The organism is Huaxiibacter chinensis (genome assembly GCF_022171985.1).
GTDB classification, from domain to species: domain Bacteria; phylum Pseudomonadota; class Gammaproteobacteria; order Enterobacterales; family Enterobacteriaceae; genus Enterobacter; species Enterobacter chinensis_A.
Window position 1 is genome coordinate 237,030 of record NZ_JAJVHF010000003.1, and the last position, 26,264, is coordinate 263,293.

Genomic DNA, 26,264 nt, shown 5'->3' on the forward strand with positions numbered 1-26,264 from the left:
TAACGTCACGGCATTATTGGTAAGACATGCCCGTTACGCTGCGCTGGCGGAGAAGCACTCTCCGCCAGCCACGTCGGAAAATCCCTCAGCGGCATCGGCTGCGCATACAAGTACCCCTGCAGGATCGACACGCCATGATGACGCAAATAGCGCGCCTGCTGCTGTGTCTCAACCCCTTCCGCGACCAGTTCAATATTCAGCTGCTGACCGAGCGCGATAATCATGTCTGTTACGGTAGAGTTCACCGCATCGGTGCCGATGGCGGACGTAAATGACTTATCAATTTTCAGCACGTCCGGACGCAGTTTTTCCAGCCAGGACAGGGCACTGTTACCCGTTCCAAAATCATCGATCGCCAGCTTCACGCCCTGACGGTGTAACTCCCGCACGATGTGACAATCAACGTCCAGCAGGGCATCTCTTTCCGTCAGTTCAACGATGAGCTGCTGTGCCGGATGCTGACTGAACCAGTAACGATTCAGGTCATGAATCAGCGCACTCTGGCGAAAGTGGCTTGCCGCAACGTTGATACCGATATGAAAATCCGGCGTCTTAGGAAAATAACCGATTTGTTTGACGGTTTCGTTAATCACGTAGCGGGTAAGGGGAACAATCAAATTGTGCTCCTCAGCCAGCGGGATAAACACGTCGGGGGAAATCCAGCCCTGGCGCGGATTGTTCCAGCGCAGCAAAATCTCCACGCCCACACATTGCTGCGTACGGGCATGGAGTAAGGGCTGGCAGAAGAGCTCAAATTCACGGGCAGCCATACCCAGGTTAATCTCCCAGGTGAAGCTCATCCGGCTGGCGGTGGCGAGCCACGCAACGTAGCCCAGCAGCAGGCTCAGCATCAGGGCCAGAGGAAGCTGGGTCGGAAGATAAATGAGCGCCTGATCGCTCGCCCCCGGGCCGCTAACCGTGACGGTAAACGGAAAATGCTGCGAGGTCTGGCGAAGAATAGCGGCGTCTTTGCCCGTCGTGAGCGTATCGCTGACGTTGCGCCCATAGCGCAGATATTTATCGCCCACGGTTAAACTGACGTCGGTAATGAGGGGACGCTCGGGTTCAAGCATCATCCGGGTAATCAGGTCGATATTGACGATTTGCATTACGCCGCTTTCGCCGTCGTCGGAAACCGGATTCCACAAAATCAGCACGGGGCTGCCCTTGAGCAGCGAATTATCTGTCGAAAGCACCAGTTTGTCGTCGATAGCGGGAAGCGAAGGCTGTACAAGACGAAGAGGAACCTGTCTGCTGCCAAATATGCTGGAGCAGTAGAGCACCCCGTCTTTGACCAGTACGATGGATCGTACCGTTTGCAGGCTGGCGGCCATTTTACGCAGCAACAGCTGAGCCGCAGAGCAGGGGAGACCAACGAGTTTTTGCAGATCCTGTTGTCCGGCCTGAAGCGGCATGAGCACTCTGTCCAGCGCATTGACGGAACGAGCGGTAAAGGCCATGGTGCGCTGCTCATTTAAGTTGCGCTGTGAAATAAAGCGAATACCCAGGGTCAGAATCAGGGTAAAAAGCGCGACCATCACGCAGACGAGGACGCGTTTACGGCGATATTGTTGAATGATCCGCTGCGCAGTTTGCATGACTACCCGCCAGAGACGCCTTTAGCACATAGCCTGGGGCAACACAGCAAGTGTAGTGGGAATTAGGTCAGACGACGAGAAAGGCGGGGATATTTCGCCCACCTGTAGCAGATGGGCGAGAAGACTTATGCTAACGAAATCAGTCGCACTGTACCTTGATAGCCAGACCGCCACGTGAGGTTTCACGGTATTTGGCGTTCATGTCTTTGCCGGTTTCGTACATGGTCTCGATAACCTTATCCAGCGACACGCGAGGCTCACTGGTACGGCGCATGGCCATACGTGAGGCGTTGATCGCTTTCACTGAGGCAATGGCGTTACGCTCGATACAAGGAACCTGTACCTGACCCGCAACCGGATCGCAGGTTAAGCCCAGGTTGTGCTCCATGCCGATTTCCGCCGCTACGCAAACCTGCTCCGGGCTGGCGCCCAGCAGCTCTGCCAGACCGGCCGCTGCCATTGAGCAGGCAACGCCCACTTCGCCCTGGCAACCCACTTCCGCACCGGAAATGGACGCGTTCATTTTGTAAAGCGCACCCACCGCGCCTGAAGCCAGGAAATAACGGATGTAAATATCCGGGGTCACAGGTTCGATAAAGTGATCGTAATAGGCCAGCACCGCCGGCACGATGCCACAGGCACCGTTGGTGGGTGCGGTGACAACGCGTCCGCCGGCGGCATTCTCTTCGTTGACGGCCAGCGCGAACATGTTTACCCAGTCGATCACATTCATCGGATCGTTAGAGTATTTGTCGGTGGTGACCAGCATACGACGCAGCGCGGAAGCACGGCGAGGCACACGCAGCGGCCCCGGCAACACACCTTCGGTGTTGATACCGCGGTCGATACAGGCCTGCATGGTTTTCCACACGTTGCCAAAATAGTCTTCAATCTCTTGCTTGCTGTGCAGCGCGAGTTCGTTCTGCATCACCATCCCGGACAGGGAAAGACCGGTCTGGTGGCAATAGCACAGCATTTCTTGCGCCGATTTGAATGGGTAAGGCACATTCACGTCGCCCGCGTTGTCTTTGCCAAAATGTTCTTCATCGACGATGAAACCGCCGCCGATAGAGTAGTACGTTTTGCTGTAAACAACTTTTTCGCCGCTAAACGCATGGATCTGCATCCCGTTTTCGTGCAACGACAGGTTATCGCTACGAAAACGCATGCCGTCATCTTTAGGGAAATCCACCTCGTGCCGGCCATTCGCCAGCAGCAGACGACCGCGCGTTTCTACGTCGCGGATAAACGCCGGAATGGCGTCAATATCAACGGTGTCCGGCATATTGCCCGCCAGACCCATAATAATGGCGATATCGGTGTGGTGACCTTTACCCGTCAACGACAGTGAGCCGTAAACATCTACAGCTACGCGGGTAACGTTCTCCAGTAATCCTTTTTCGACCAGGTCATCGACGAACTGTTTACCGGCCTTCATCGGCCCTACAGTGTGGGAAGAGGATGGACCGATCCCCACTTTGAACATGTCGAATAGACTAATCACTTTCTTACTCCTGACAGGGTTACCGGGGGTTCCGGTAACGATGTTATAACTGCGCATAGTGTAAGAGGGAACCCCGGCATCGGCTTAACTATTCACATGAATTAAACTAATGCATAACCCCTGTTTTACTAATGCTGCGAGCGCTCTCGCAAAGGCGCAGAAAAAGTCGGAATGTAAAGTATAGTCAAGGTTTCAGGCCGATTTGCAGAGCCAGCTCACGGATAATGCCCGCCGTCATGCCCCAGACAAAATAATGCTGATACCAGGAGAGCCAGACCCGATGTTCATGTCCACGACGCTGAATATCCAGAGGATGATAACGCCCTAACCGCAATGCTTCGGCCAGCGGCATTTCGAACACGGCGGCAACTTCGTCGACGCTGGCGTGATACTGGAGGTCGGGCGGAATAATGCCGACCACCGGCGTGACCTGAAAACCGGTCACGCTATCCACCGGCGGAAGCACACCGATGATGTCTACCGCGTCGGGGGGGATAGCCACCTCTTCCTGGGCTTCTCGCAGTGCGGCGGCTATCAGCGAGGCATCTGTCGCATCGACCGCGCCCCCGGGAAAGGCAACCTGCCCGGCATGCTTGCGCAGATGCGAAGAGCGCTTCGTCAGCAACAGGCCGGGTTGTTCGCGCCGCACCACCGGGATCAGCACCGCCGCCTGACGGCTGTTCAACGTGGCGCTGTTGACCTGTGGTCGCAATAGTTGAAAACGCGACAGAAAATCATCCAGGGTCAGATTGTGGGTATCCACCAGTTAGCTCTCCAGTTGTTGCAGGATGCGAGTCACTTTATCAAAGGTTTCCTGATATTCAGACGCCGCCTGGCTATCCGCGACGATTCCCCCGCCTGCGGAGCAGTATAGCTGCCCGTCGCTTGCGGTCAGCGTGCGGATAGTAATGCTGGTGTCCATCGTACCGCACAGGCTCAGATAGCCAATGCTGCCACACCAGGCATTGCGGCGATGCGGTTCCAGCTCGTCGATAATTTCCATCGCCCGCACTTTTGGCGCGCCGGTTATCGAGCCGCCAGGGAACGCGGCGCGCAGCAAATCGCAGGCTGTTCGGTCAGCCGGCAGCCGTGCGGTAATGGTACTCACCAGATGATGAACCGCCGGGAAAGGCTCCACAACAAACAGCTCCGGCACGCGAACGCTGCCAGGGACCGCGACTCGCCCAATGTCATTACGCATCAGATCGACAATCATCAGATTCTCAGCGCGATCTTTCGGGGAGGCGGCCAGCTTTTCTGCCTGCTGTCGGTCGGCGTCAGGATCGGCAAGGCGGGGAAGGGTGCCCTTTATCGGCCGCGTCTGGATCGCCCCGTCGGCCAGGTGAATAAATCGCTCGGGCGAAACGCTCAGCACCGCCCCGTGCTCCAGTCGCAAAAAAGCGCTGAAGGGCGCCCGGTTACTGGCGTTCAGTCGCACAAAGGCGTGCCATTCGTCACCGACATACGCGGCCTGAAAGCGCTGGGCAAGATTTACCTGATAGCAATCCCCGCTTTGCAGATACGCCTGAATCTGGTCGAATTTTTCCGTATAGCACCGCTCGGTCATGTTCGACTGCCAGGCCGAGGTCAGGGAAAATGGCGGGGTCGCCTGGGTAAGCTGTGCCTCGAGCCAGGCCAGTCGGGCATGGGGATCCGCATGGCTAAGTAGCGTCACCTTCCGGCGCTGATTATCGACAATCAGTGCCCAGTCATACAGCCCCACCGCCATATCCGGCAGAGCAATATCGTCTTGCGCAATGTCCGGCAGCGTTTCGAAACGGCGGCCCAAATCATAGCCGAACAGCCCCAGCGCCCCGCCCTGGAAGGGCAGATCCGGATGGGATGACGCCTGTAGCCCCAGCGCGTCCATCGCCTGCGACAGCAGCGTTAACGGGTCCTCCGCAGAACGCCGCGTTTCAGCGCCGGGCAGGCTCACGTCGGTGACTTCACCCTGGGTGACCAGGGTGCTCACGGGGTCGGCGACGATAATATCGAAGCGACTGTAAGGGTGGTCCGCGTGACCAGAGTGCAACAACATCGCCCAGGGCTGCACGCTCAGGCGAGCAAACCAGTATTCGGCGGCATCTTCTCGCCAGGGTAAGGAAATGAGTGTGGGGGGTAACGTCTTCATCTGTGGCATACTACCGGGCTGCGTGAAATAATGAGCGCGGATAATTTAGCAGGAGTTGACGATGTTTGCAGGTTTACCTTCTCTTAGCCACGAGCAACAACAAAATGCGGTAGAGCGAATTCACGAACTGATGGCCCAGGGCATGAGCAGTGGTGAAGCCATTACCGTTGTCGCGCAGGAAATTCGCGCCACGCATACCGGCGAGCGGATTGTGGCGCGTTTTGAAGATGAGGATGATGAAGAGGAGTAATCGGGCTTAAACCGCCGCGATAATTTTAATCTCCACTTTGTACTGCGGTTTCATCAACGTGGCCTGTACGGTACAGCGTACAGGCGCATGACCCGCCACCACCCACGCATCCCAGGCTTTATTCATCGCCGCAAAATCTTCTTTGTTAGCCAGAAAAATAGTGGCATCCAGAATGCGTGACTTGTCGCTACCTTGTTTTACCAGAACCGCATCAATTTGCGCCAGCGTGTTGGCGGTTTGTTCAAACGCGTCTGCGTCCAGGTTTTCCGGTACGCCGGTGTAATACAGCGTCTGGTTATGAATGACGACATCAGACCAGCGGGCTTCGGCATCAATGCGCACGATTGTCATAAACGTTTCCTCTTAAATAGCGTCAGGCGGCAAGACTGCCATATTGTTCCTGATTCGTCACTATTTGGGGTGGCACAGGAGAGGGCGGGCTGACATAATCCCCTGTGCAAAAATACAGTGAGAGAGAAACGTGGCAGACGATTTTGCAGCAGACGGTCAGTTAGCACAGGCCATTACCGGGTTTAAACCCCGTGAGCCTCAACGCCACATGGCGGAGGCCGTCACCCGTGCCATTAAGGATACCCAGCCTCTGGTCGTTGAGGCCGGTACGGGCACGGGCAAAACCTATGCCTATCTGGCCCCGGCGCTGCGGGCAAAAAAGAAAGTCATTATTTCGACCGGCTCTAAGGCGCTGCAGGATCAGCTCTACAGTCGCGACCTGCCTACGGTGGCAAAAGCGCTGAACTACAAAGGCCGTCTCGCCTTGCTGAAAGGGCGTTCAAACTATCTCTGTCTGGAACGTCTCGAAGCCCAGGCCCTTGCGGGCGGGGATTTACCGGTGCAGACGCTGAGCGATGTCATCATTTTGCGCGCATGGGCCAATCAAACGACCGACGGTGACATCAGCACCTGTGCCAGCGTCGCGGAGGATTCCCAGGCCTGGCCGCTGGTCACCAGCACCAACGATAACTGCCTTGGCAGCGACTGCCCGCTCTATGAAGAGTGCTTCGTGGTGAAAGCGCGTAAAAAGGCAATGGATTCCGATATCGTCGTCGTGAACCATCACCTGTTCCTCGCGGATATGGTGGTGAAAGACAGCGGATTCGGTGAACTGATCCCGGAAGCTGACGTGATGATTTTCGATGAAGCCCATCAGTTGCCGGACATTGCCAGCCAGTATTTTGGTCAGTCGCTCTCCAGCCGCCAGCTTCAGGATCTGGCAAAAGATTTTACCATTGCCTATCGAACCGAGCTCAAAGATACCCAGCAGCTGCAGAAATGCGCCGACCGCCTGGCGCAAAGTACCCAGGATTTTCGCCTGCAGCTGGGGGAACCGGGCTTTCGCGGGAATCTGCGTGAACTCCTTGCCGACAGCCATATCCAGCGGGCGTTATTGCTTCTCGATGACGCGCTGGAGCTGTGTTACGACGTCGCCAAACTGTCGCTTGGGCGCAGCGCCTTACTGGATGCCGCGTTTGAGCGGGCGACCCTGTATCGTGCGCGGCTGAAACGGCTGAAAGAGATCAACCAGCCCGGCTTTAGCTACTGGTATGAGTGCAACTCCCGCCATTTCACCCTGGCCTTAACGCCGCTTACCGTGGCGGATAAATTCAAAGAGGTCATGGCGCAAAAACCCGGAAGCTGGATTTTCACCTCGGCCACGCTTTCAGTGAATGACGATCTGCACCATTTCACCGAACGTCTGGGCATTGAGCAGGCGGAATCGCTGTTGTTGCCGAGCCCCTTTGACTACGAAAAACAGGCCCTGTTGTGCGTCCCGCGTAATCTTCCGTTGCCAAACCAGCCTGGGGCGGCGCGTCATCTTGCCGCCATGCTGAAGCCGATGATTGAGGCTAACAACGGACGCTGCTTTATGCTTTGCACTTCGCACGCCATGATGCGCGATCTGGCGGAGCAGTTCCGTGCCACCATGACCTTGCCCGTGCTGTTGCAGGGCGAGACCAGTAAAGGGCAACTGCTCGATCAATTTGTGAAGGCGGGGAATGCCCTGCTGGTGGCAACGAGCAGTTTCTGGGAAGGCGTGGACGTGCGGGGCGATGCGTTGTCGCTGGTGATCATCGATAAACTGCCCTTTACCTCACCCGACGATCCGCTGCTGAAAGCGCGTATGGAAGACTGTCGTCTGCGCGGCGGCGATCCGTTCGACGATGTGCAGCTGCCGGACGCGGTGATTACCCTCAAGCAGGGGGTCGGGCGACTGATTCGTGATATTGACGATCGCGGCGTGCTGGTTATTTGCGATAACCGCCTGGTCATGCGTCCCTACGGGGCGACTTTCCTGGCGAGTCTGCCGCCTGCGCCGCGCACGCGGGATATCAAACGCGCCGTCCGCTTCCTGGCAAACCCAACGGCGAAGTAATTTGCCCGGGAGTGTGCTAAGATGCGCGCCATTTTGTGACTGACCATTGCGAGAGCGCGAGACGCATGCGAATTCTGGCTATTGATACCGCGACAGAAGCCTGTTCTGCCGCCCTCTGGGATAACGGCAATCTCTTTGCGCATTTTGAAGAGTGTCCCCGGGAACATACCCAACGTATTCTCCCCCTGGTAAAACAGATGTTAGACCAGGGCAACACCACCTTGACTGAACTCGACGCGCTGGCGTTTGGCCGTGGGCCAGGCAGCTTTACCGGCGTGCGCATTGGCATTGGCATTGCTCAGGGCCTGGCGCTGGGGGCAAATCTGCCGATGATTGGCGTCTCCACGCTTGCCACCATGGCGCAAGGGGCATGGCGTCAAACAGGGGGAACCCGCGTGCTGGCGGCGATCGACGCGCGAATGGGCGAAGTCTACTGGGCTGAATACACCCGTGATGAACAGGGTGTCTGGCACGGCGAAGAGAGCGAAAAAGTGCTGAAACCGCAAGCCGTTGGTGAACGGTTGAAACAGCTCTCCGGCGAATGGGCTACCGTGGGAACAGGCTGGAAAGCCTGGCCTGATATGGCAAACGAAAGCGGTCTGACGCTGGTGGACGGCAACACGCTGCTGCCGGCCGCAGAAGATATGCTGCCGATTGCCTGTCAGTTGCTGGCCGCAGGTCAAACCGTGACGGTTGAACATGCCGAGCCGGTTTATTTGCGTAACGAAGTCGCCTGGAAGAAACTTCCGGGCCGGGAGTGACTCTCAGTAACAAGTACTGAGAAAAAGGAGTCGCATCATGGCGGTTCAGACTAAAGTTGTACGCCTTTTCATGGCAGGCGTTGTTGCCGTGGCGTTGAGTGGCTGCGTGACCGTTCCAGACGCAATTAAAGGAAGCAGTCCAACACCGCAGCAGGATCTTGTGCGGGTGATGAATGCGCCGGAACTTTACGTCGGTCAGGAAGCGCGATTTGGCGGTAAGGTGGTTGACGTCATTAATCAGGAAGGCAAAACCCGTCTTGAGATTGCTACCGTGACGCTGGACAGCGGGGCAAGACCTGAGCCTGGCAACGCGTCTCGCGGCCGCATATACGCGGACGTGAGCGGCTTCCTCGATCCGGTTGATTTTCGCGGACAGCTGGTGACCGTCGTGGGGCCGATTACCGGCACGGTGCAGGGTAAAATTGGCAACACGCCGTATAAATTTATGACCATGCAGGTGAACGGGTATAAACGCTGGCGTCTGGTGCAGCAGGTGGTGATGCCGCCTCAGCCCATCGACCCGTGGATGTGGGGTCCACATCCCTACCGGTACGGCTACGGCGGATGGGGCTGGTACAACCCAGGCCCTGCACAAGTACAGACGATAGTAACAGAGTAACTCACTGTTATCATTAGGAAAGAGACAGCGGCTCAGCCGCTGTCTCTGTTTTTATATGGCTATAACATAAAAAAAGAGTGACGCGCTTCGCAACCTTAAATGTGAACAATTAATAAACTGGTACGCTGAGTTAATATAATGTTAACGAACTGTTTATTATCGGGGTTGTGATGACGACGAACACTCATTTCAGAGGTGATGCATTGAAGAAGGTTTGGCTAAACCGTTATCCCGCAGACGTGCCCGCGGAGATCAATCCTGACCGTTATCAATCCCTGGTTGAATTATTTGAGCACTCGGTAAGACGTTACGCGGATCAGCCTGCGTTTGTGAATATGGGCGAGGTGATGACCTTCCGGAAACTGGAAGAGCGTAGCCGGGCCTTTGCCGCCTATTTACAGGAAGGGCTGGGGCTGCAAAAGGGCGATCGCGTTGCGCTGATGATGCCCAATCTTCTGCAGTATCCGGTGGCGCTGTTCGGCATCCTGCGTGCGGGTATGATTGTGGTGAACGTCAATCCGCTCTATACGCCACGCGAGCTGGAACATCAGCTGAACGACAGCGGCGCGTCGGCCATTGTGATTGTGTCGAACTTTGCCCATACGCTGGAAAAAGTGGTCGCCAAAACTCAGGTCCGCCATGTGATCCTCACGCGTATGGGGGATCAACTCTCCACGGCGAAAGGGACATTGGTTAACTTTGTCGTCAAATACGTTAAGCGCCTGGTGCCGAAATACCATCTGCCGGACGCGATTTCCTTCCGCAGTGCGCTGCACAACGGTTATCGTATGCAGTACGTTAAGCCAGAAGTGGTGCCCGGGGATCTGGCCTTCCTGCAATACACGGGAGGCACGACGGGCGTTGCGAAAGGGGCCATGCTGACCCATCGCAATATGCTGGCGAACCTCGAACAGGTTAACGCGACCTACGGTCCACTGCTGCATCCTGGCAAGGAACTGGTGATTACCGCGCTGCCGCTCTATCACATCTTTGCCCTGACCATGAACTGTCTGCTGTTTATCGAGCTGGGTGGTCAAAACGTGTTGATTACCAACCCGCGCGATATCCCGGGGCTGGTGAAGGAGCTGGCGAAATACCCGTTCACCGCAATGACCGGCGTCAATACGCTCTTCAACGCGCTTTTGAATAACAAAGAGTTTCAGCAGCTTGATTTCTCTACGCTGAATCTTTCTGCCGGTGGCGGGATGCCTGTTCAACAGGCGGTGGCCGAGCGTTGGGTTAAACTGACCGGCCAGTATCTGCTTGAGGGCTATGGCCTGACGGAGTGCGCGCCGCTGGTGAGCGTCAATCCGCACGACATTGACTACCACAGCGGCAGCATCGGCCTGCCTGTGCCTTCCACAGAAGCGAAGCTGGTGGATGACGAGGACAATGAAGTGGCACCCGGTGAGCCAGGCGAGCTGTGCGTCAAAGGTCCACAGGTTATGCTGGGATACTGGCAGCGTCCTGATGCCACGGACGAAATCATCAAGGACGGCTGGCTCCATACCGGCGACATCGCGGTAATGGATGAGCAGGGGTTCCTGCGCATCGTTGATCGCAAAAAAGACATGATTCTGGTTTCCGGATTTAACGTCTATCCGAACGAAATCGAAGATATCGTGATGCAGCACAACGGCGTGCTGGAGGTGGCTGCCGTCGGCGTTCCTTCCGGCAGCAGCGGCGAAGCCGTGAAAATCTTCGTGGTCAAAAAAGAGGCCTCGTTAACCGAAGATGAGTTGATAACGTTTTGCCGTCGCCAGCTGACAGGCTATAAAGTGCCTAAGCTGGTGGAATTCCGCGATGAACTACCGAAATCGAATGTCGGGAAGATATTACGACGAGAATTACGTGACGAAGCCCGTGGCAAAGTGGACAATAAAGCCTAAGCTTCGAGTGAGTCGCCAGAAGACGCCGGTTTAGCCGGCGTTTTTTATGGGCGCAAACCAAAGAGAAACCGTTTTGAATTACCAGATGATCACGACCAACGACGAGCTGGCAACGCTTTGCGATGTCACGCGGGACTTTCCTGCCATTGCCCTGGACACCGAGTTTGTCCGCACGCGCACCTACTATCCGCAGCTGGGATTGATCCAGATGTATGATGGCAAAAAAGTATCGCTGATCGATCCTCTCGGCATTACCGACTGGGCACCGATGCGTGCGCTACTGCTGGATACTGCCGTGACGAAGTATCTTCATGCAGGTAGTGAAGATCTGGAAGTGTTTCTCAACACCTTTGGCATCATGCCGCAGCCGCTGATTGATACCCAGATTCTTGCCGCGTTCAGCGGTCGCCCGCTATCCTGGGGTTTTGCTGCGATGGTGGAAGAGTACACCGGTCTGGCGCTGGATAAGAGTGAATCCCGTACCGACTGGCTGGCGCGCCCGTTAACGGAACGCCAGCTCGACTATGCGGCAGCAGACGTATTTTACCTTCTGCCGATTGCCGGGCAGCTGATGAAAGAAGCGCAAGAGGCGGGCCGACTGGACGCGGCGCTCAATGAGTGTCAGATGACTCAGCAGCGCCGTCAGGAAGTGCTCGACCCTGCCGACGCCTGGCGTGAAATCACCAATGCCTGGCAACTTCGCACGCGACAGCTTGCCTGCCTGCAGCTGCTTGCCGACTGGCGTCTGCGCAAGGCGCGTGAACGCGATCTGGCGGTCAACTTTGTCGTCAGAGAGGAGCACCTGTGGGCGGTCGCGCGCTACATGCCGGGTAGTCTGGGCGAGCTGGACAGCATTGGTCTGTCGGGAAGTGAGATCCGTTACCACGGTAAAACGCTGCTCGCGCTGGTGGCCAAAGCGCAGGAAATCCCCGAAGAGAACCTGCCCGAACCGCTGGTTAACCTGATGGACATGCCCGGCTACCGTAAAGCGTTCAAAGAGATCAAAGCGCTGGTGCAGGAGGTCGCGGTTGAGAGCAAACTCAGCCCGGAGCTGCTTGCATCACGTCGTCAAATCAACCAGCTCTTAAACTGGCACTGGAAGATTAAAGACACCGGGCTACCGGAACTGATGGCGGGCTGGCGCGGGGAATTGATGGCCGATCGCCTGAATACGCTGCTGAACGCTTATCCGCGTTAAAACAGTAAAACCCCGGTAAGCAGACGCTACCGGGGGAGATGACGGGCGACGTATCACGTGCCCGTACTGTCAACGCTCAGCCCGCTTAGGGGCGCGACTCTTCGGCTTCCGGAAGCGTCACGTTGAGCTCCAGAATCGAAATATCCCCGTCTTTTTGCTCCAGCTGCACGGTGACCATTTCCGGATCGATCTGCACATACTTACAAATCACTTCCAGGATGTCTTTGCGCAGCTGCGGCAAGTAGTGCGGTTCAGCATCGCTACGACGACGTTCCGCGACAATAATTTGCAGTCGCTCTTTAGCGATGTTGGCGGTGCTTTTTTTCCGCGAGAGAAAAAAGTCCAGTAATGCCATAACTTATCCTCCGAACAGGCGTTTGAGGAAACCTTTCTTCTCTTCTTCAATGAAGCGGAAAGGACGTTCTTCTCCCAGCAGACGGTCAACGGTATCCGCATACGCTTTACCGGCGTCTGCCGTACTATCCAGAATCACAGGCTCGCCCTGGTTAGAGGCGCGTAACACGGACTGATCTTCCGGAATCACGCCAACCAGTTTGATGCGCAGGATCTCCAGCACGTCTTCCATGCTGAGCATGTCACCTTTGTTCACGCGGCCCGGGTTGTAACGCGTGAGCAGCAGGTGCTCTTTAATTGGCTCCTGACCATTTTCGGCGCGACGCGATTTAGAGGCCAGGATACCCAGAATACGGTCGGAGTCACGGACAGAAGAGACTTCAGGGTTCGTGGTGATGATGGCTTCGTCGGCGAAATAGAGCGCCATCAGCGCACCGGTTTCGATACCGGCAGGGGAGTCGCAGACGACAAAGTCGAATTCCATCTTCTTCAGCTCGTCCAGCACCTTTTCAACGCCTTCACGCGTCAGCGCGTCTTTGTCACGCGTCTGGGAGGCGGGAAGGATGTAAAGGTTCTCTGTGCGCTTATCTTTAATCATTGCCTGGTTTAACGTGGCATCGCCCTGAATGACGTTCACAAAGTCATACACGACGCGTCGCTCACAACCCATAATCAGGTCCAGGTTACGCAGGCCGATATCAAAATCGATAACGACCGTCTTTTTTCCCTTCTGGGCCAAACCAGTAGCGATGGCCGCGCTGGAGGTGGTCTTGCCAACGCCTCCTTTACCCGAAGTCACAACAATAATGCGTGCCATAGAAATTCCTTGTTAAAAAGGGATCAATTCAACGGTTGAACAGTCAAAGCGCTCTCTGCTAAACGCAGACGGGCCGCTTTGCCATAAAATTCAGCTGGGATTTTATCGCTCAGCCAATATTCACCTGCGATGGACACCAGTTCCGCCGTCAGGTGGGTACAAAATATTTGTGCATCCCGGTCGCCGCTTGCGCCGGCCAGTGCGCGTCCGCGCATCATGCCGTAAACATGAATATTGCCATCGGCAATCAATTCGGCGCCTGCACTCACGTGGCTTGTAACAATCAGATCACAGTTTGGTGCATAAATGCGCTGACCGGAACGAACCGGCACATCAATCAATCGCGTTTTTGTGACAGGTGCAGCGTTTTGCACGGGCGGCTGCGGCGCGGGCGCCTCTTTAGGCACAGAACGCGCTGGTTTATCTTTGCCTTCCATGAGAATAGGCAGACCGGCGCGGTCAATTTCTGCTTTCAGCGCTGCATCTTTGCAGCCGCTGATACCGACAATACGCAGTCCGGTAGACGACACCGCCTGTTGAAGATGCTGCCAGTTCACTGGGGCGACCAGATCGCTGACATTCACCACGACGGGGGCATGTTTTAAAAAAGTGGGTGCCTGAGCGATTTTGTCTTCTAACGCCTGACGAATAACCTCGGGTTTTGCATCATGCAAATGAACCACTGATAAGGTGAAGCTACTGCCTTTAAGCTCGATGGGCGTGTTTGACATCCTGGCCTTACTCAATTTGCTGTTAATCACGGCACATTCGCCACGATATTCCGAAGAGTATCAGGCATGTTATAGTCACTACTATATTGAGGCAAGCAACCACCCGTTAATTCAGAGTAAAAACATGTTTTGTGTGATCTATCGAAGTACCAAACGCGACCAGACCTACCTCTATGTCGAAAAGAAAGACGATTTCTCACGCGTTCCGCCTGAGCTAATGAAAGGTTTCGGCGCACCGCAGCTGGCGATGCTGCTGCCGCTGGACGGACGTAAAAAGCTGGTGAACGCCGATCTGGAAAAAGTTAAAACCGCATTGAAAGAGCAGGGCTTTTATTTACAGCTTCCGCCACCGCCCGAGAATTTATTAAAACAGCATCTCGAAGGTGACGGGCAGAAATAATCCCGGTGTAAACCGTGGGTCATCCAACAACCGTGTAGGGGACGAGCATGTATCAACATCATGACTGGCAAGGTGCATTACTGGATTATCCCGTCAGCAAAGTGGTTTGCGTCGGCAGCAACTATGCAAAACATATTCAGGAAATGGGCAGCGCTGTACCCGAAGAGCCGGTGTTGTTCATTAAGCCGGAGACGGCACTTTGCGATCTGAAACAGCCCCTGGCTTTGCCGCAGGGGTTTGGCTCGGTGCATCACGAAGTCGAACTGGCGGTGCTGATTGGCGCGACCTTGCGTCAGGCCTCTGAAGAGCATGTGCAAAAAGCCATTGCCGGCTATGGCATCGCCCTGGATTTAACCTTGCGCGATTTGCAGGGCAAAATGAAAAAAGCCGGTCAGCCCTGGGAGAAGGCCAAAGGTTTTGATAATTCCTGTCCAGTCTCTGGTTTTATCCCGGTCGCCGATTTCACCGCCGACCCGCAAAATACCCCCCTGAGCCTGAGCGTTAACGGTGAAATCCGTCAGCAGGGCACCACCGCGGACATGATCCACAAAATCGTGCCGCTGATTGCCTATATGAGCCGTTTCTTTACCCTGAAACCTGGCGATGTGATCCTGACGGGCACGCCAGAAGGGGTGGGACCGCTGAACAGCGGCGATGAACTGGCGCTCGGTTTTAACGGTCAGTCGGTAAAAACCCGGGTGCTGTAAAATACACTTGCCGCTGAATTACGGCGGCAAAACTTGCATCCCCGTGCCAGACTGGTTATAAGGTGCGCTTTGTTTTTTGACGTGTGGACATCCTGATGAGCGAAATCCCTTTCTGGCAACGTAAAACTCTCGACCAAATGACCGACGCCGAGTGGGAATCGCTGTGCGATGGTTGCGGGCAGTGCTGCCTGCACAAGCTGATGGACGAAGACTCGGACGAAATCTATTTTACGAACGTCGCCTGCAAGCAGCTGAACATCAAAACCTGTCAGTGCCGCAACTACGAGCGCCGTTTTGAGTATGAGCCGGACTGCATCAAATTAACCCGCGATAATCTGCCGACGTTTGAGTGGTTGCCGCATACCTGCGCGTATCGTTTGCTGGCTGAAGGCAACGCGCTGCCGGACTGGCATCCGCTGCTGACCGGGTCAAAAGCGGCAATGCATGGCGAACGTATCTCGGTGCGCCATATCGCGGTAAAAGAGTCTGACGTTCAGGACTGGGAAGACCATATTATGAATCATCCTAATCGCTGAAAATAAAAAAACCGCTTCGGCGGTTTTTTGTTGGGGTTCTGCCTATACGGGCGTGAGAAAGCACATATGAAAACGGCAACCGAGGTTGCCGTTTTGCTTTTAGCGTCCGAACAGATCGCGTCTTTTCGGTTTTAACGGCTGAGCAATCAACACCAGCAGCGCCACGATTAGGTAGGCGGCGAACACACCCACCAGCCATTGCGGCATCTCAAGTGAGAGAAATTCCCACTGACGTACGGAGCAGTCACCGGATGCCACGAACACCTGCGGCAGCCATTTATCCAGCGGTAACCAGCCCGGGAAGCGGGCAGCAAAATCACACGTCATAAACGGCGAGGGATGCAGCTGAATCATGGTGTGTTCCCACGCCAGCGACAGACCTTTCCAGGCGCTGTACAACCAGATAGCTATTCCGGCATAGCGCAGTGGGGTTTTTGGCGCAATTGCGCCTACCAGACCCGCACCCATGATGCCGAAAAGCGCGCAACGTTCATAAATACACAGCACACAGGGCTTCAGCCCCATTCCATGCTGGAACCAAAGCGCAACCATCTCCAGCGCAAAGGCGGTCAGGGCCATCAACAACCACGCTCCGCGACCGCGAGAGCATTGGTTTAAAAATCGCAACATAATCATTTCCCTGGAACATGCTTAGAAAGCGCAGTGTAAACGAATTCGTTTAACGCGCCACCCGGTCTTGGCAAAATAAAACGTAATTGGATATTTATAATGCAGAAAGTCAAACCGGGCAGCGAACCGCCCGGTTTCAGGCACTTAATGCGCGGCCAGTATACCTATTTGCGCCATCCAGTGCGTATAAGGAATGAGGGTAAATTTGACGCACAACAAACCGATAAGCGTTAATACTACCGTATACGGCAACGCCATCCATACCATCCTTCCATACGAAAGACGAATGAGTGGAGCGAGCGCAGAGGTTAGTAAAAAGAGGAACGCGGCCTGACCATTCGGTGTCGCCACCGACGGCAGATTGGTACCGGTATTTATCGCCACTGCCAACAGTTCAAACTGGTTAATATCAATCGCGCCATGTTCCAGCGCCGCTTTCGCTTCGTTGATATAGACCGAACCCACAAACACATTATCGGAAATGGATGACAGCAGGCCGTTAAACAAATAGAACAGCGACAGCTGGGAATCAGGTGACGCCTGAAGCACGAACTCAACAACAGGCGTGAAAAGCTGTTGATCGATAATTACCGCGACAATGGCGAAAAACACCGTAAGCAGGGCGGTGAACGGCAGCGCCTCGGTGAAGGCTTTACCAATGGCGTGTTCGTCCGTCACCCCGGTAAACGACGTGGCGAGAATGATGACGGATAAGCCGATTAATCCCACTTCGGCTAAATGGAACGCGAGGGCGATAATCAGCCAGACGCCAATCAAGCCTTGCGCGATCAGGGCCAGCTTCTCCTGACGGGTGCGCTGGCGGCGACTTTTATTATCGTATTCCTGCAAGACCTCACGCACCGGGCCTGGCAGCTCTGCACCGTAGCCGAAGAGCCTGAATTTCTCGACCAGAATACAGGTCAGCAGGCCGCAGATCAGGACCGGCACGCTGACCGGGGCCACCCGCAGGAAGAATTCAATGAAGTTCCAGCCGGCAGCTTTGGCGATAATCAGGTTTTGCGGTTCGCCCACCATGGTCATTACGCCGCCCAGCGCGGTCCCGACGCCCGCATGCATCATCAGGCTGCGCAAGAAGGCGCGGAACTGCTCCAGCACGTCGCGCTGATGGATATCCAGGGCGTTATCATCCTGAAGGTTCTCTTCGGGTCTGGCAGACGCCACGCGATGGTAAATGCTGTAGAAACCCACCGCCACGCTGATGACCACAGCGACCACCGTCAGCGCATCAAGGAAGGCCGACAGAAAAGCCGCCGCGAGGCAGAACGACAGTGATAGCACCGTTTTTGAGCGAATGCTGAGCAGCAGGCGGGTAAAGATAAATAGCAGCAGCTGCTTCATAAAGTAGATCCCTGCCACCATAAACATCAGCAACAGAAGGACTTCCAGATTGTTAGCCAGCTCTTCTTTGACATGCTCTGCGCTGGTCATCCCCACCAGAACGGCTTCGATGGCCAACAGACCGCCCGGCAGCAGGGGATAGCATTTCAGTGCCATTGCCAGAGCAAAAATAAACTCAGCAACCAGCAGCCAGCCTGCGATAAAGGGGTTAAAAAGGAACACCAACGGATTAATAATCAGAAAAGCGAGCAGTGTCAGTTTGTACCAGTCTGGCGACTGGCCTAAAAAATTGCGCCACAGGGCGCGCCCAAAAGTCATTTCCACAGCCGACATCTCTCCTCGCCAAAAGTAAGTAAAACATTATTATACGCTTATTATGCATGAATAACGTCCCCGGATTAGGGGCGGATATTTGATAAAAATGAAACAGCGATCCCTTTTTTCTCTCACCAGCGTGCTACCTGCCACTGGATGCGTCTGGTATGATGAGTCCATTAGCAAAAGCTGTGTAATGGAAATCTCACTATGGTCATTAAGGCGCAAAGCCCGGCGGGTTTCGCTGAAGAGTACATCATTGAAAGCATCTGGAATAACCGTTTCGCTCCAGGAACGATTCTTCCGGCTGAACGCGAACTCTCCGAACTGATTGGCGTCACTCGTACCACCTTACGCGAAGTACTGCAGCGTCTGGCGCGCGATGGCTGGCTGACGATTCAGCACGGTAAACCGACCAAAGTGAACAACTTCTGGGAAACCTCGGGCCTGAATATTCTCGAAACGCTGGCCCGCCTCGATCACGAAAGCGTACCGCAGCTCATCGATAACCTGCTTTCGGTGCGTACGAATATCTCAACCATCTTTATCCGTACGGCGTTCCGCCAGCATCCGGATAAAGCGCTGGAAGTGCTCGCCACGGCGAATGCCGTTGAAGATCACGCTGATGCCTTTGCCAGCCTGGACTACAATATCTTCCGGGGTCTTGCCTTTGCCTCGGGCAACCCTATTTACGGTCTCATTATTAATGGGATGAAGGGATTGTACACGCGCATTGGCCGTCACTATTTCGCCAACCCTGAAGCGCGCAGTCTTGCACTGGGCTTCTACCACAAGCTGGCTGAACTCTGTACCGAAGGTGCCCACGATCAGGTCTATGAAACGGTACGTCGTTACGGGCACGATTCAGGTGAGATCTGGCATCGCATGCAGAAGACCCTGCCGGGCGATCTGGCGATTCACGGACACTGAGCCTGAAATAAGAAAAAACCTCTCGCCTGAGAGGTTTTTTTTCGCCTGCGGGTAGAGCCCGAGGTCGGCGTTAAAGAATATTCGAACGCGCCGGGCAACGCTCGAGCAACTCCACGCTACCGTCTTCGTTTTGCTGCTCCATCAGAACATCAAAGCCCCACAGGCGATGAACATGCTTGAGCACCTCTTTACGCCCTTTATCCAGCGGTGCACGATTATGGGGAATATAGCGCAGGGTCAATGAGCGGTCCCCGCGTAAATCCACATTCCAGACCTGAATATTGGGTTCCAGATTGCTCAAGTTGTACTGCGACGAGAGACGGGAGCGGATTTCGCGATATCCCTCTTCGTTGTGGATGGCAGAGATCTCAAGATAATTGTTGCGGTCATCATCAAGCACCGTAAAGAAGCGGAAATCACGCATGATTTTCGGCGACATAAACTGGCTGATAAAGCTCTCGTCCTTAAAGTCGCGCATCGCGAAGTGCAGGGTTTCCAGCCAGTCCGAACCGGCAATATCCGGGAACCAGTAGCGGTCCTCTTCCGTTGGCGTCTGGCAGATGCGCTTAATGTCCTGGAACATGGCAAATCCCAGTGCATAAGGGTTGATACCGCTGTACCACTGGCTGTTGTACGGTGGCTGGAACACCACATTAGTGTGGCTGTGCAGGAACTCCAGCATAAACCGCTCGGTCACTTTCCCTTCGTCATACAGATGATTGAGGATGGTGTAATGCCAGAACGTAGCCCAGCCTTCATTCATCACCTGAGTCTGTTTTTGCGGATAAAAATACTGGCTGACTTTACGCACGATACGCAGGATCTCACGCTGCCAGGGTTCCAGCAGGGGCGCGTTTTTTTCCATAAAATAGAGCAGGTTTTCCTGCGGTTCAGAAGGGTATCGACGCACCTCGGCGATGGCTTTCTCTTCTTCGCGTTTTGGCAGCGTACGCCAGAGCATATTCACCTGGCTTTGCAGATACTCTTCCCGGCTTTTCTGCCGGGCCTTCTCCTCCTGCAGCGAAATTTTCTGCGGACGTTTATAGCGATCCACCCCGTAATTCATCAGGGCATGGCAGGAATCGAGCAGCTTTTCGACCTCATCCACGCCGTAACGCTCTTCGCAGTCGGTAATGTATTTCCGGGCAAAAATCAGGTAATCGACAATGGAACTGGCATCGGTCCAGCTGCGGAAAAGATAGTTATTTTTAAAGAAGGAGTTATGCCCGTAGCAGGCGTGCGCCATCACCAGCGCCTGCATGGTGATGGTGTTTTCTTCCATCAGATAAGCGATACAGGGGTTGGAGTTAATGACGATTTCATAGGCCAGACCTTGCTGACCATGCTTATACAGCCGTTCGGTTTCAATGAATTTTTTACCAAACGACCAGTGAGGATAGTTAATCGGCATCCCGACGCTGGAGTAGGCATCCATCATCTGCTCGGAAGTGATGACTTCAATCTGGTGAGGATAGGTATCAAGGCGGTAGAGCTTTGCGACACGGTCAATTTCTGCCAGGTACACATCCAGCAGCTCAAACGTCCAGTCGGGTCCGTCGCTCAGTCGTGTGCTGTCCTTATTCATGGAATCAATGGTAGCCATTAGCGCGTCCTCATTGTCGGTGCTCTCTCTGTCTGGAGAGCCTCCTTTCAAGCATAGATCACCGCATTCAAAAGCGTGCTGGCGCAGAAATTTTTTCTTTACGATTTCCCGTTTTTGAAACGGCAGAAAAGGGCGGTCGCACAGGATTTTATACTGGCTAAAAATAACCCGTAGCATGAGATCCCAAATAACTGCTATCCCTGCATACGGGGCGAGATGTGAGATAAGTCACCATAAAAAAGTCGTATGTTGAATAATATTTTCAACTAGGTTATCAATCTGTAATTAGAAGATTGTTCTTTTGCACATAATGGAGCGGCTATGCGTGTTGTCATACTGGGAAGTGGCGTAGTGGGTGTCACCAGCGCCTGGTATTTAAGTCAGGCTGGACATGACGTTACCGTCATCGATCGTGAGTCAGGACCTGCGCTTGAGACCAGCGCGGCCAACGCCGGGCAAATCTCTCCCGGCTATGCTGCTCCCTGGGCCGCGCCTGGCGTTCCGCTCAAGGCAATCAAATGGATGTTTCAGCGCCACGCGCCGCTGGCGATAAGCCTGGACGGGTCGCCGACTCAGCTTAAGTGGATGTGGCAAATGCTGCGTAACTGCGACACCCGCCACTACATGGAAAACAAAGGCCGCATGGTGCGGCTTGCGGAATACAGCCGTGACTGCCTGAAAGCGCTGCGTGCGTCGACCGGCATCCAGTATGAAGGCCGTCAGGGGGGCACGCTACAGCTTTTCCGTACCGCGCAGCAGTATGAAAATGCAACCCGCGATATCACGGTTCTTGAAGAGGCGGGCGTACCTTACCAGCTGCTTGAGGCCAGCCAGCTGGCGCAGGTTGAACCGGCGCTGGCGGAAGTGGCGCATAAACTGACGGGCGGACTGCGGTTGCCTAATGACGAAACCGGCGACTGTCAGCTCTTTACCCAGCGTCTGGCGCAAATGTGCGAGCAGGCGGGCGTGACGTTCCGCTTCAATACGCCGGTGGACAAATTGCTGTCAGAAGGGGAAAAGATCTACGGCGTGAAGTGCGGGGAAGAGGTGATCAAAGCCGACGCCTACGTGATGGCCTTCGGATCGTATTCCACCGCCATGCTGAAAGGGATACTCGATATTCCGGTCTATCCGCTGAAAGGCTACTCGCTCACGATTCCGGTAAAAGAAGACAACGGCGCGCCTGTTTCCACTATCCTTGATGAAACCTACAAAATTGCGATTACCCGCTTTGACAACCGAATTCGTGTTGGCGGGATGGCCGAAATTGTTGGGTTTAATACGGAATTGCTGCAACCGCGTCGTGAAACGCTGGAAATGGTCGTACGCGATCTCTTCCCGCGTGGAGGCGTCGTTGAACAGGCGACCTTCTGGACCGGGCTTCGCCCTATGACACCAGACGGCACCCCGATTGTCGGGCGTACGCCGTATAAGAATTTGTGGACCAATACCGGTCACGGCACGCTGGGCTGGACAATGGCCTGCGGTTCGGGGCAGTTGTTGAGCGATTTGCTGTCAGGACGATCGCCTGCGATTCCATTTGATGATTTAAGCGTGGCACGCTACCAGGCCGGGTTTACCCCCTCCCGGGCGCAACATCTGCATGGCGCGCATAACTAACAAGGAGTCGTCATGTCCCGTCCTATTCTGGCCCAGCTGGATTTGCAGGCGCTGAAAGCGAACCTGCAGGTAGTCCGCCGTGCTGCGCCAGGTTCCCGCGTCTGGTCTGTGGTCAAGGCCAACGCTTACGGTCATGGTATTGACCGTATCTGGAGTGCGCTGAGCGGCACCGATGGTTTCGCCTTACTGAACCTGGAAGAAGCCATTCTGCTGCGCGATCGCGGCTGGAAAGGCCCCATTTTGCTGCTGGAGGGGTTCTTTCATGCCGATGAACTCCCCCTGCTCGACAAATATCGCCTGACCACCAGCGTGCACAGTAACTGGCAGATCAAGGCATTGCAGAACGCAAAGTTGCACGCCCCGCTGGATATCTATCTGAAGGTCAATAGCGGCATGAACCGACTGGGCTTTCAGCCAGACCGGGTGCACACGGTCTGGCAGCAGCTACGAGCAGCGCAGAACGTCGGGGAAATCACCCTGATGGCACACTTTGCCGACGCCGAAAAACCAGAGGGTATCGACGAGGCGATGGTACGCGTGGAACAGGCGGCGGAAGGGCTGGACGGCCCACGTTCGCTGTCGAATTCAGCTGCCACGCTCTGGCATCCGGAAGCGCACTTTGACTGGGTGCGTCCCGGTATCATTCTCTACGGCGCATCGCCGTCCGGCCTCTGGCAGGATGTGGCGAATAGCGGCCTCAGGCCGGTGATGACCCTGCGCAGTGAAATTATCGCGATTCAGACGCTGAAAGCCGGGAGTACGGTGGGCTATGGCAGCCGTTATCGTGCCTCGGGCGAGCAGCGTATCGGAATAGTGGCAGGCGGTTATGCCGACGGGTATCCACGCATAGCGCCGACCGGTACGCCGGTGTGGATCGACGGCGTGCGCACGGGCACCGTAGGCACTGTTTCCATGGATATGATGGCCGTTGATTTAACCCCTTGTCCGCAGGCGGGGATTGGTTCGCCGGTGGAGCTGTGGGGCAACGAGGTCAAAATTGATGATGTGGCTGCCGCGGCCGGCACCGTGGGCTATGAACTGATGTGCGCCCTGGCACCGCGCGTGCCGGTAGTTACGGTGTGACAAGACGCTGCCGGGTCCTGTGACCCGGCTTTTATTTCCAGAAGGGCGCCCCCGGAAGGATTACTCCTCCTCGTCTTCCATAGGGCGCACGCCCACCTTGCGCACCGCGTTATCCTCTTTTTCGGCCACCGTCCAGATCATCCCTGCAAATTCAACCTGATCGCCCACGACCGGGGCGGCACCGAGCAGCTGCTGGATAATTTCCCCCAGCGTTTGCTGTTTTTCGCGGTATTCCATTCCCTCTTCCAGACCGTATATCAGCGCCACGTCGGCAAATTTGGCGCTGGCTTCCAGGATAAAATCACCAAAGAAGCGCTGGTCCAGAGCGACCGGCGGCGACTGGCTGAACAGCTTGCCCAGTGCGGGAAGATCGGTTTCACGGCCGATGACGCACAGGATATCGCCTTCGCGCAGCCGGGTACTGCCCGTCGGGTGAAGCAGCGCATTATCACGGAAGAGCGCGGCAATACGCGTTTCGCTGGGCATATGCAAATCGCGCAGGGAGGCGCCAACGCACCATTTATCCGCGCTCAGCTGATAGACAAACTGCTCCCACGGATTTTCCGGATGAATGTCCAGACCGACGCGAGAGACGGGCAGGCCGACCGGCGGCACCACGACTTTGGCTTTTTTCGCCGCCCAGCCGAGCGACGTGCCCTGGAAAAGCAGCGAGACCAGCACCACGAAGAAAGCGACGTTGAAGAACAGACGAGCGTTATCCAGCCCGGCCATCATCGGGAAGACGGCGAGGATGATAGGCACCGCGCCGCGCAGCCCCACCCAGCTGATAAAGACGCGCTCGCGCAGGTTAAAACCGCGAAACGGCAGCAAACCGGCAAACACCGACAGCGGACGGGCAAAGAAAATCATCCAGGCCGACAGCAGCAGCGCCGGAACGGCGATAGGCAGCAGATCGGAAGGCGTCACCAGCAGACCGAGTACCAGGAACATGCCGATTTGCGCCAGCCACGCCAGGCCGTCGAAGTTTTGCAAAATGGCATGGCGGTTGCGAATCGGGCGATTGCCCAGCAGGAACCCGCACAGATAGACCGCCAGGATCCCGCTGCCGTCCAGCGCTGTGGTAACGGCAAAAATCATAATTCCCCCGCTCAGGGCCAGCAACGGGTAAAGCCCTGACGGAAGAGAGATTCGGTTGATCATCTGTTGCAGAAGGTAGCCACCGGCCAGGCCGATAATAATCCCCAGGCCAAACTGCTGCAGAATATGCCAGGCAAACATCCAGCTTAAGCCGGTTTCATGCTGCTGGATCATCTCGATGAGTGTGATGGTCAGGAAAACCGCCATCGGATCGTTACTGCCGGACTCTATCTCAAGCGTGGAGCCCACGCGTTCGTTCAGTCCTTTACCGCCAAGCAGCGAAAATACCGCTGCCGCATCGGTGGAGCCGACAATCGCGCCGATAAGCAATCCTTCCATTAGATCGAGATGGAACAGCCACGCCGCCATCATCCCGGTCAAGCCGGACGTGATCAGCACGCCCACGGTAGCCAGCGACAGCGCCGGGCCAAGCGCCACGCGGAAGGAGCTGGCCTGCGTACGCATCCCGCCGTCGAGCAGGATCACCGCCAGCGCCAGGTTACTCACCATGTAAGCGAAAGGATAATTGTCGAAGGGAATACCGCCGATACCATCGATGCCAGCAAGCATACCGATGGCCAGGAATATCACCAGAATAGGTATACCGAGGCGCGATGAAAATGAACTTAATACGATACTAAAGGTTACAAGGACTGAACCCAAAATGAACAAACTAATTATTGCCGCGGCATCCAAAGTTTTCTTACTCCCACCTCAATGTTGTCACTGTTACTAAAACCCTAACATAATAACAACAGTAGCAATGTTTTATTGAGGTGGTTTAACGGCTTTTTTATGCCTTTAAGACAGGATGACCCTGTATGGTTAAGCGGGTGCCGCTGCGATCGTGCGATAAGCTGGCTTGCGCCCCCAGCGGCAGTGTCACCGTTTGCTGCTCATGACCGAATGCCAGCCCGGTAATCACCGGAATATCCAGCCGCGAACGGATGAAATCGATCATGGTCTCCAGGGTATATCCTGCATCGTAATCATTTGGCAGCGCACCGCTAAAGCTGCCCAGCACGATGGCAGACTGACGCGCCAGAATGCCCGCATGGTAAAGCTGCAACAGCATCCGCTCCACGCGGAACGGGTGCTCGTTGATATCTTCAAGGACCAGAATGCCGTTCTCAATTTCCGGTAACCACGGCGTGCCGATAAGGGACGTCAGCATCGCCAGGTTGCCGCCCCACAACTGGCCTTCGCATGACCAGTCTGGCCCCTGTCCTTGCCACTCAATGTTCAGAACCGGATTGCGTAAGGCACGCCAGAAATGTTCCTGAGTAAATGCGTCCAGCTCGGGTGCGCCAAAATTGCCCGCCAGCATCGGGCCGCTGAAGGTAATCACATTATGCAACGCCAATAAGCCCAGCTGAATGACCGTAAAATCGCTGTGCCCGCATATCAGCAACGGCTGCTGCTGTTGACGTTTTGCCAGACCCGCCCAGTCAATGCTTTCCAGCAACCGGCTGGCACCGTACCCGCCGCGGACGGCCAGCACGATATTATCCTCACCCTGCAAATTAACCAGACTGTTGATATCTTTCAGTCTCTGCGCCTCAGTACCGGCAAATCGCTCAAGCCGACGGGGAATCACCGCCTGACGGGATACCGCATGACCGAGATCCTCCAGACGTTGAACGCCGCGCTGTGCGGCGTCCTGGTTAATGCAGTAACCGGACGGAGCGATAAGATGAATCTGAGACATGGCAAATCCTTGCTGAATGAGAAACTAAATG

General features: G+C 55.3%; 24 protein-coding genes and 2 pseudogenes. 13 read left to right on the top strand and 13 right to left on the bottom strand.

The features are described 5' to 3' along the window. Positions 1-5: 5 nt before the first annotated feature. The 4 genes from pdeD to pabB all read right to left on the bottom strand — a co-directional run bounded on the left by pdeD (position 6) and on the right by pabB (position 5,242). On the bottom strand, positions 6-1,598 hold the full coding sequence (pdeD, locus tag LZP96_RS10025) for a cyclic di-3',5'-guanosine monophosphate phosphodiesterase PdeD (RefSeq protein WP_064326416.1): 1,593 nt from the start codon (positions 1,596-1,598) through the stop codon (positions 6-8). A gap of 139 nt (positions 1,599-1,737) precedes the next feature. Further along, a complete protein-coding gene (sdaA, locus tag LZP96_RS10030; protein ID WP_064326415.1) occupies positions 1,738-3,102 on the bottom strand; it encodes an L-serine ammonia-lyase in 1,365 nt (454 codons plus the stop codon). Between the two features lie 184 nt (positions 3,103-3,286). Continuing rightward, positions 3,287-3,865: a CoA pyrophosphatase gene (locus tag LZP96_RS10035; RefSeq protein WP_064326414.1), complete on the bottom strand. Its 579-nt coding sequence runs from the start codon at positions 3,863-3,865 to the stop codon at positions 3,287-3,289. 3 nt (positions 3,866-3,868) lie between these two features. Next, the gene (gene pabB, locus LZP96_RS10040) at positions 3,869-5,242 is read right to left on the bottom strand and encodes an aminodeoxychorismate synthase component 1 (protein ID WP_087892610.1); all 1,374 of its coding nucleotides are present in this window, start codon (positions 5,240-5,242) and stop codon (positions 3,869-3,871) included. Positions 5,243-5,294: 52 nt separating this feature from the next. Here pabB and LZP96_RS10045 point away from each other — a divergent pair, with 52 nt between their 5' ends. Continuing rightward, a complete protein-coding gene (locus tag LZP96_RS10045; protein WP_064326412.1) occupies positions 5,295-5,483 on the top strand; it encodes a YoaH family protein in 189 nt (62 codons plus the stop codon). 6 nt (positions 5,484-5,489) lie between these two features. Here LZP96_RS10045 and LZP96_RS10050 read toward each other — a convergent pair whose 3' ends face one another. Next, positions 5,490-5,834, bottom strand: a complete 345-nt coding sequence (locus LZP96_RS10050) for a RidA family protein (RefSeq protein WP_064326411.1) — start codon at positions 5,832-5,834, stop codon at positions 5,490-5,492. Positions 5,835-5,964: 130 nt separating this feature from the next. Between LZP96_RS10050 and yoaA the strand changes: the two genes are divergently transcribed. The 5 genes from yoaA to rnd all read left to right on the top strand — a co-directional run bounded on the left by yoaA (position 5,965) and on the right by rnd (position 12,342). Continuing rightward, on the top strand, positions 5,965-7,875 hold the full coding sequence (gene yoaA, locus LZP96_RS10055) for a DNA repair helicase YoaA (protein WP_064326410.1): 1,911 nt from the start codon (positions 5,965-5,967) through the stop codon (positions 7,873-7,875). 65 nt (positions 7,876-7,940) lie between these two features. Further along, on the top strand, positions 7,941-8,636 hold the full coding sequence (gene tsaB / locus LZP96_RS10060) for a tRNA (adenosine(37)-N6)-threonylcarbamoyltransferase complex dimerization subunit type 1 TsaB (protein WP_064326409.1): 696 nt from the start codon (positions 7,941-7,943) through the stop codon (positions 8,634-8,636). 37 nt (positions 8,637-8,673) lie between these two features. After that, on the top strand, positions 8,674-9,255 hold the full coding sequence (locus LZP96_RS10065; RefSeq protein WP_064326408.1) for a Slp family lipoprotein: 582 nt from the start codon (positions 8,674-8,676) through the stop codon (positions 9,253-9,255). Positions 9,256-9,458: 203 nt separating this feature from the next. Then, entirely contained in the window at positions 9,459-11,144 is a 1,686-nt protein-coding gene (gene fadD / locus LZP96_RS10070) for a long-chain-fatty-acid--CoA ligase FadD (RefSeq protein WP_157685357.1), read from the top strand. 85 nt (positions 11,145-11,229) lie between these two features. After that, complete coding sequence (gene rnd / locus LZP96_RS10075; protein ID WP_198324770.1) at positions 11,230-12,342, top strand: ribonuclease D; 1,113 nt, start codon at positions 11,230-11,232, stop codon at positions 12,340-12,342. Between the two features lie 85 nt (positions 12,343-12,427). On the opposite strand, the gene minE is transcribed toward rnd, so the two are convergent. From minE to minC, 3 genes are read right to left on the bottom strand one after another with little or no spacing between them, the layout of a single operon-like run. Next, positions 12,428-12,697, bottom strand: a complete 270-nt coding sequence (gene minE, locus LZP96_RS10080; RefSeq protein WP_010432714.1) for a cell division topological specificity factor MinE — start codon at positions 12,695-12,697, stop codon at positions 12,428-12,430. A gap of 3 nt (positions 12,698-12,700) precedes the next feature. Further along, positions 12,701-13,513, bottom strand: a complete 813-nt coding sequence (minD, locus tag LZP96_RS10085; RefSeq protein ID WP_064326405.1) for a septum site-determining protein MinD — start codon at positions 13,511-13,513, stop codon at positions 12,701-12,703. Positions 13,514-13,536: 23 nt separating this feature from the next. Beyond that, positions 13,537-14,244, bottom strand: coding sequence for a septum site-determining protein MinC (minC, locus tag LZP96_RS10090; RefSeq protein ID WP_064326404.1), 708 nt, complete (start codon positions 14,242-14,244; stop codon positions 13,537-13,539). A 124-nt stretch (positions 14,245-14,368) separates the two neighbouring features. Here minC and LZP96_RS10095 point away from each other — a divergent pair, with 124 nt between their 5' ends. From LZP96_RS10095 to ycgN, 3 genes are all read left to right on the top strand, one after another. Continuing rightward, positions 14,369-14,644 (top strand): YcgL domain-containing protein, encoded by a 276-nt coding sequence (locus LZP96_RS10095; protein ID WP_064328145.1) that lies wholly within the window; start codon positions 14,369-14,371, stop codon positions 14,642-14,644. A 47-nt stretch (positions 14,645-14,691) separates the two neighbouring features. Continuing rightward, a complete protein-coding gene (locus LZP96_RS10100; protein ID WP_064326403.1) occupies positions 14,692-15,351 on the top strand; it encodes a fumarylacetoacetate hydrolase family protein in 660 nt (219 codons plus the stop codon). Between the two features lie 95 nt (positions 15,352-15,446). Continuing rightward, entirely contained in the window at positions 15,447-15,887 is a 441-nt protein-coding gene (gene ycgN, locus LZP96_RS10105; protein WP_064326402.1) for a cysteine cluster protein YcgN, read from the top strand. A 99-nt stretch (positions 15,888-15,986) separates the two neighbouring features. Here the strand turns inward: ycgN and dsbB are convergent, their stop codons facing one another. Further along, positions 15,987-16,517, bottom strand: a complete 531-nt coding sequence (gene dsbB, locus LZP96_RS10110; RefSeq protein ID WP_064326401.1) for a disulfide bond formation protein DsbB — start codon at positions 16,515-16,517, stop codon at positions 15,987-15,989. A 144-nt stretch (positions 16,518-16,661) separates the two neighbouring features. After that, positions 16,662-18,200, bottom strand: coding sequence for a sodium/proton antiporter NhaB (gene nhaB / locus LZP96_RS10115; RefSeq protein ID WP_064328144.1), 1,539 nt, complete (start codon positions 18,198-18,200; stop codon positions 16,662-16,664). Positions 18,201-18,401: 201 nt separating this feature from the next. Between nhaB and fadR the strand changes: the two genes are divergently transcribed. Then, positions 18,402-19,121, top strand: a complete 720-nt coding sequence (gene fadR / locus LZP96_RS10120; protein WP_064326400.1) for a fatty acid metabolism transcriptional regulator FadR — start codon at positions 18,402-18,404, stop codon at positions 19,119-19,121. A 70-nt stretch (positions 19,122-19,191) separates the two neighbouring features. Here fadR and LZP96_RS10125 read toward each other — a convergent pair whose 3' ends face one another. Then, positions 19,192-20,724 carry a SpoVR family protein gene (locus tag LZP96_RS10125; RefSeq protein ID WP_064326399.1) on the bottom strand — a complete coding sequence of 511 codons (1,533 nt, stop codon included), beginning with the start codon at positions 20,722-20,724 and terminating at the stop codon, positions 19,192-19,194. A 321-nt stretch (positions 20,725-21,045) separates the two neighbouring features. On the opposite strand from LZP96_RS10125, the gene LZP96_RS10130 reads away from it, so the two are divergent. The 3 genes and pseudogenes from LZP96_RS10130 to LZP96_RS24325 all read left to right on the top strand — a co-directional run. Further along, on the top strand, positions 21,046-22,344 hold the full coding sequence (locus LZP96_RS10130; RefSeq protein ID WP_064326398.1) for a D-amino acid dehydrogenase: 1,299 nt from the start codon (positions 21,046-21,048) through the stop codon (positions 22,342-22,344). A 12-nt stretch (positions 22,345-22,356) separates the two neighbouring features. Next, complete coding sequence (gene dadX / locus LZP96_RS10135; protein ID WP_064326397.1) at positions 22,357-23,427, top strand: catabolic alanine racemase DadX; 1,071 nt, start codon at positions 22,357-22,359, stop codon at positions 23,425-23,427. A 33-nt stretch (positions 23,428-23,460) separates the two neighbouring features. Next, a pseudogene (locus LZP96_RS24325) lies at positions 23,461-23,547 on the top strand (hypothetical protein); the annotation flags it as partial. On the opposite strand, the pseudogene LZP96_RS10140 reads toward LZP96_RS24325, so the two are convergent. Continuing rightward, positions 23,506-25,221, bottom strand: a pseudogene (locus LZP96_RS10140) (potassium/proton antiporter); the annotation flags it as partial. The pseudogenes LZP96_RS24325 and LZP96_RS10140 overlap by 42 nt on opposite strands. Before the next feature lie 97 nt (positions 25,222-25,318). Then, positions 25,319-26,233: a muramoyltetrapeptide carboxypeptidase gene (ldcA, locus tag LZP96_RS10145; protein ID WP_064326395.1), complete on the bottom strand. Its 915-nt coding sequence runs from the start codon at positions 26,231-26,233 to the stop codon at positions 25,319-25,321. Positions 26,234-26,264 lie beyond the last annotated feature (31 nt).

Coding starts and splice junctions, on each gene's coding strand:
- pdeD (WP_064326416.1), bottom strand. CDS start 1,598: ATGCAAACTGCGCAGCGGATCATTCAACAATATCGCCGTAAACGCGTC.
- pabB (WP_087892610.1), bottom strand. CDS start 5,242: ATGCCACAGATGAAGACGTTACCCCCCACACTCATTTCCTTACCCTGG.
- LZP96_RS10045 (WP_064326412.1), top strand. CDS start 5,295: ATGTTTGCAGGTTTACCTTCTCTTAGCCACGAGCAACAACAAAATGCG.
- LZP96_RS10050 (WP_064326411.1), bottom strand. CDS start 5,834: ATGACAATCGTGCGCATTGATGCCGAAGCCCGCTGGTCTGATGTCGTC.
- tsaB (WP_064326409.1), top strand. CDS start 7,941: ATGCGAATTCTGGCTATTGATACCGCGACAGAAGCCTGTTCTGCCGCC.
- LZP96_RS10065 (WP_064326408.1), top strand. CDS start 8,674: ATGGCGGTTCAGACTAAAGTTGTACGCCTTTTCATGGCAGGCGTTGTT.
- rnd (WP_198324770.1), top strand. CDS start 11,230: ATGATCACGACCAACGACGAGCTGGCAACGCTTTGCGATGTCACGCGG.
- minE (WP_010432714.1), bottom strand. CDS start 12,697: ATGGCATTACTGGACTTTTTTCTCTCGCGGAAAAAAAGCACCGCCAAC.
- minD (WP_064326405.1), bottom strand. CDS start 13,513: ATGGCACGCATTATTGTTGTGACTTCGGGTAAAGGAGGCGTTGGCAAG.
- minC (WP_064326404.1), bottom strand. CDS start 14,244: ATGTCAAACACGCCCATCGAGCTTAAAGGCAGTAGCTTCACCTTATCA.
- LZP96_RS10095 (WP_064328145.1), top strand. CDS start 14,369: ATGTTTTGTGTGATCTATCGAAGTACCAAACGCGACCAGACCTACCTC.
- LZP96_RS10100 (WP_064326403.1), top strand. CDS start 14,692: ATGTATCAACATCATGACTGGCAAGGTGCATTACTGGATTATCCCGTC.
- ycgN (WP_064326402.1), top strand. CDS start 15,447: ATGAGCGAAATCCCTTTCTGGCAACGTAAAACTCTCGACCAAATGACC.
- dsbB (WP_064326401.1), bottom strand. CDS start 16,517: ATGTTGCGATTTTTAAACCAATGCTCTCGCGGTCGCGGAGCGTGGTTG.
- fadR (WP_064326400.1), top strand. CDS start 18,402: ATGGTCATTAAGGCGCAAAGCCCGGCGGGTTTCGCTGAAGAGTACATC.
- LZP96_RS10125 (WP_064326399.1), bottom strand. CDS start 20,724: ATGGCTACCATTGATTCCATGAATAAGGACAGCACACGACTGAGCGAC.
- LZP96_RS10130 (WP_064326398.1), top strand. CDS start 21,046: ATGCGTGTTGTCATACTGGGAAGTGGCGTAGTGGGTGTCACCAGCGCC.
- dadX (WP_064326397.1), top strand. CDS start 22,357: ATGTCCCGTCCTATTCTGGCCCAGCTGGATTTGCAGGCGCTGAAAGCG.
- ldcA (WP_064326395.1), bottom strand. CDS start 26,233: ATGTCTCAGATTCATCTTATCGCTCCGTCCGGTTACTGCATTAACCAG.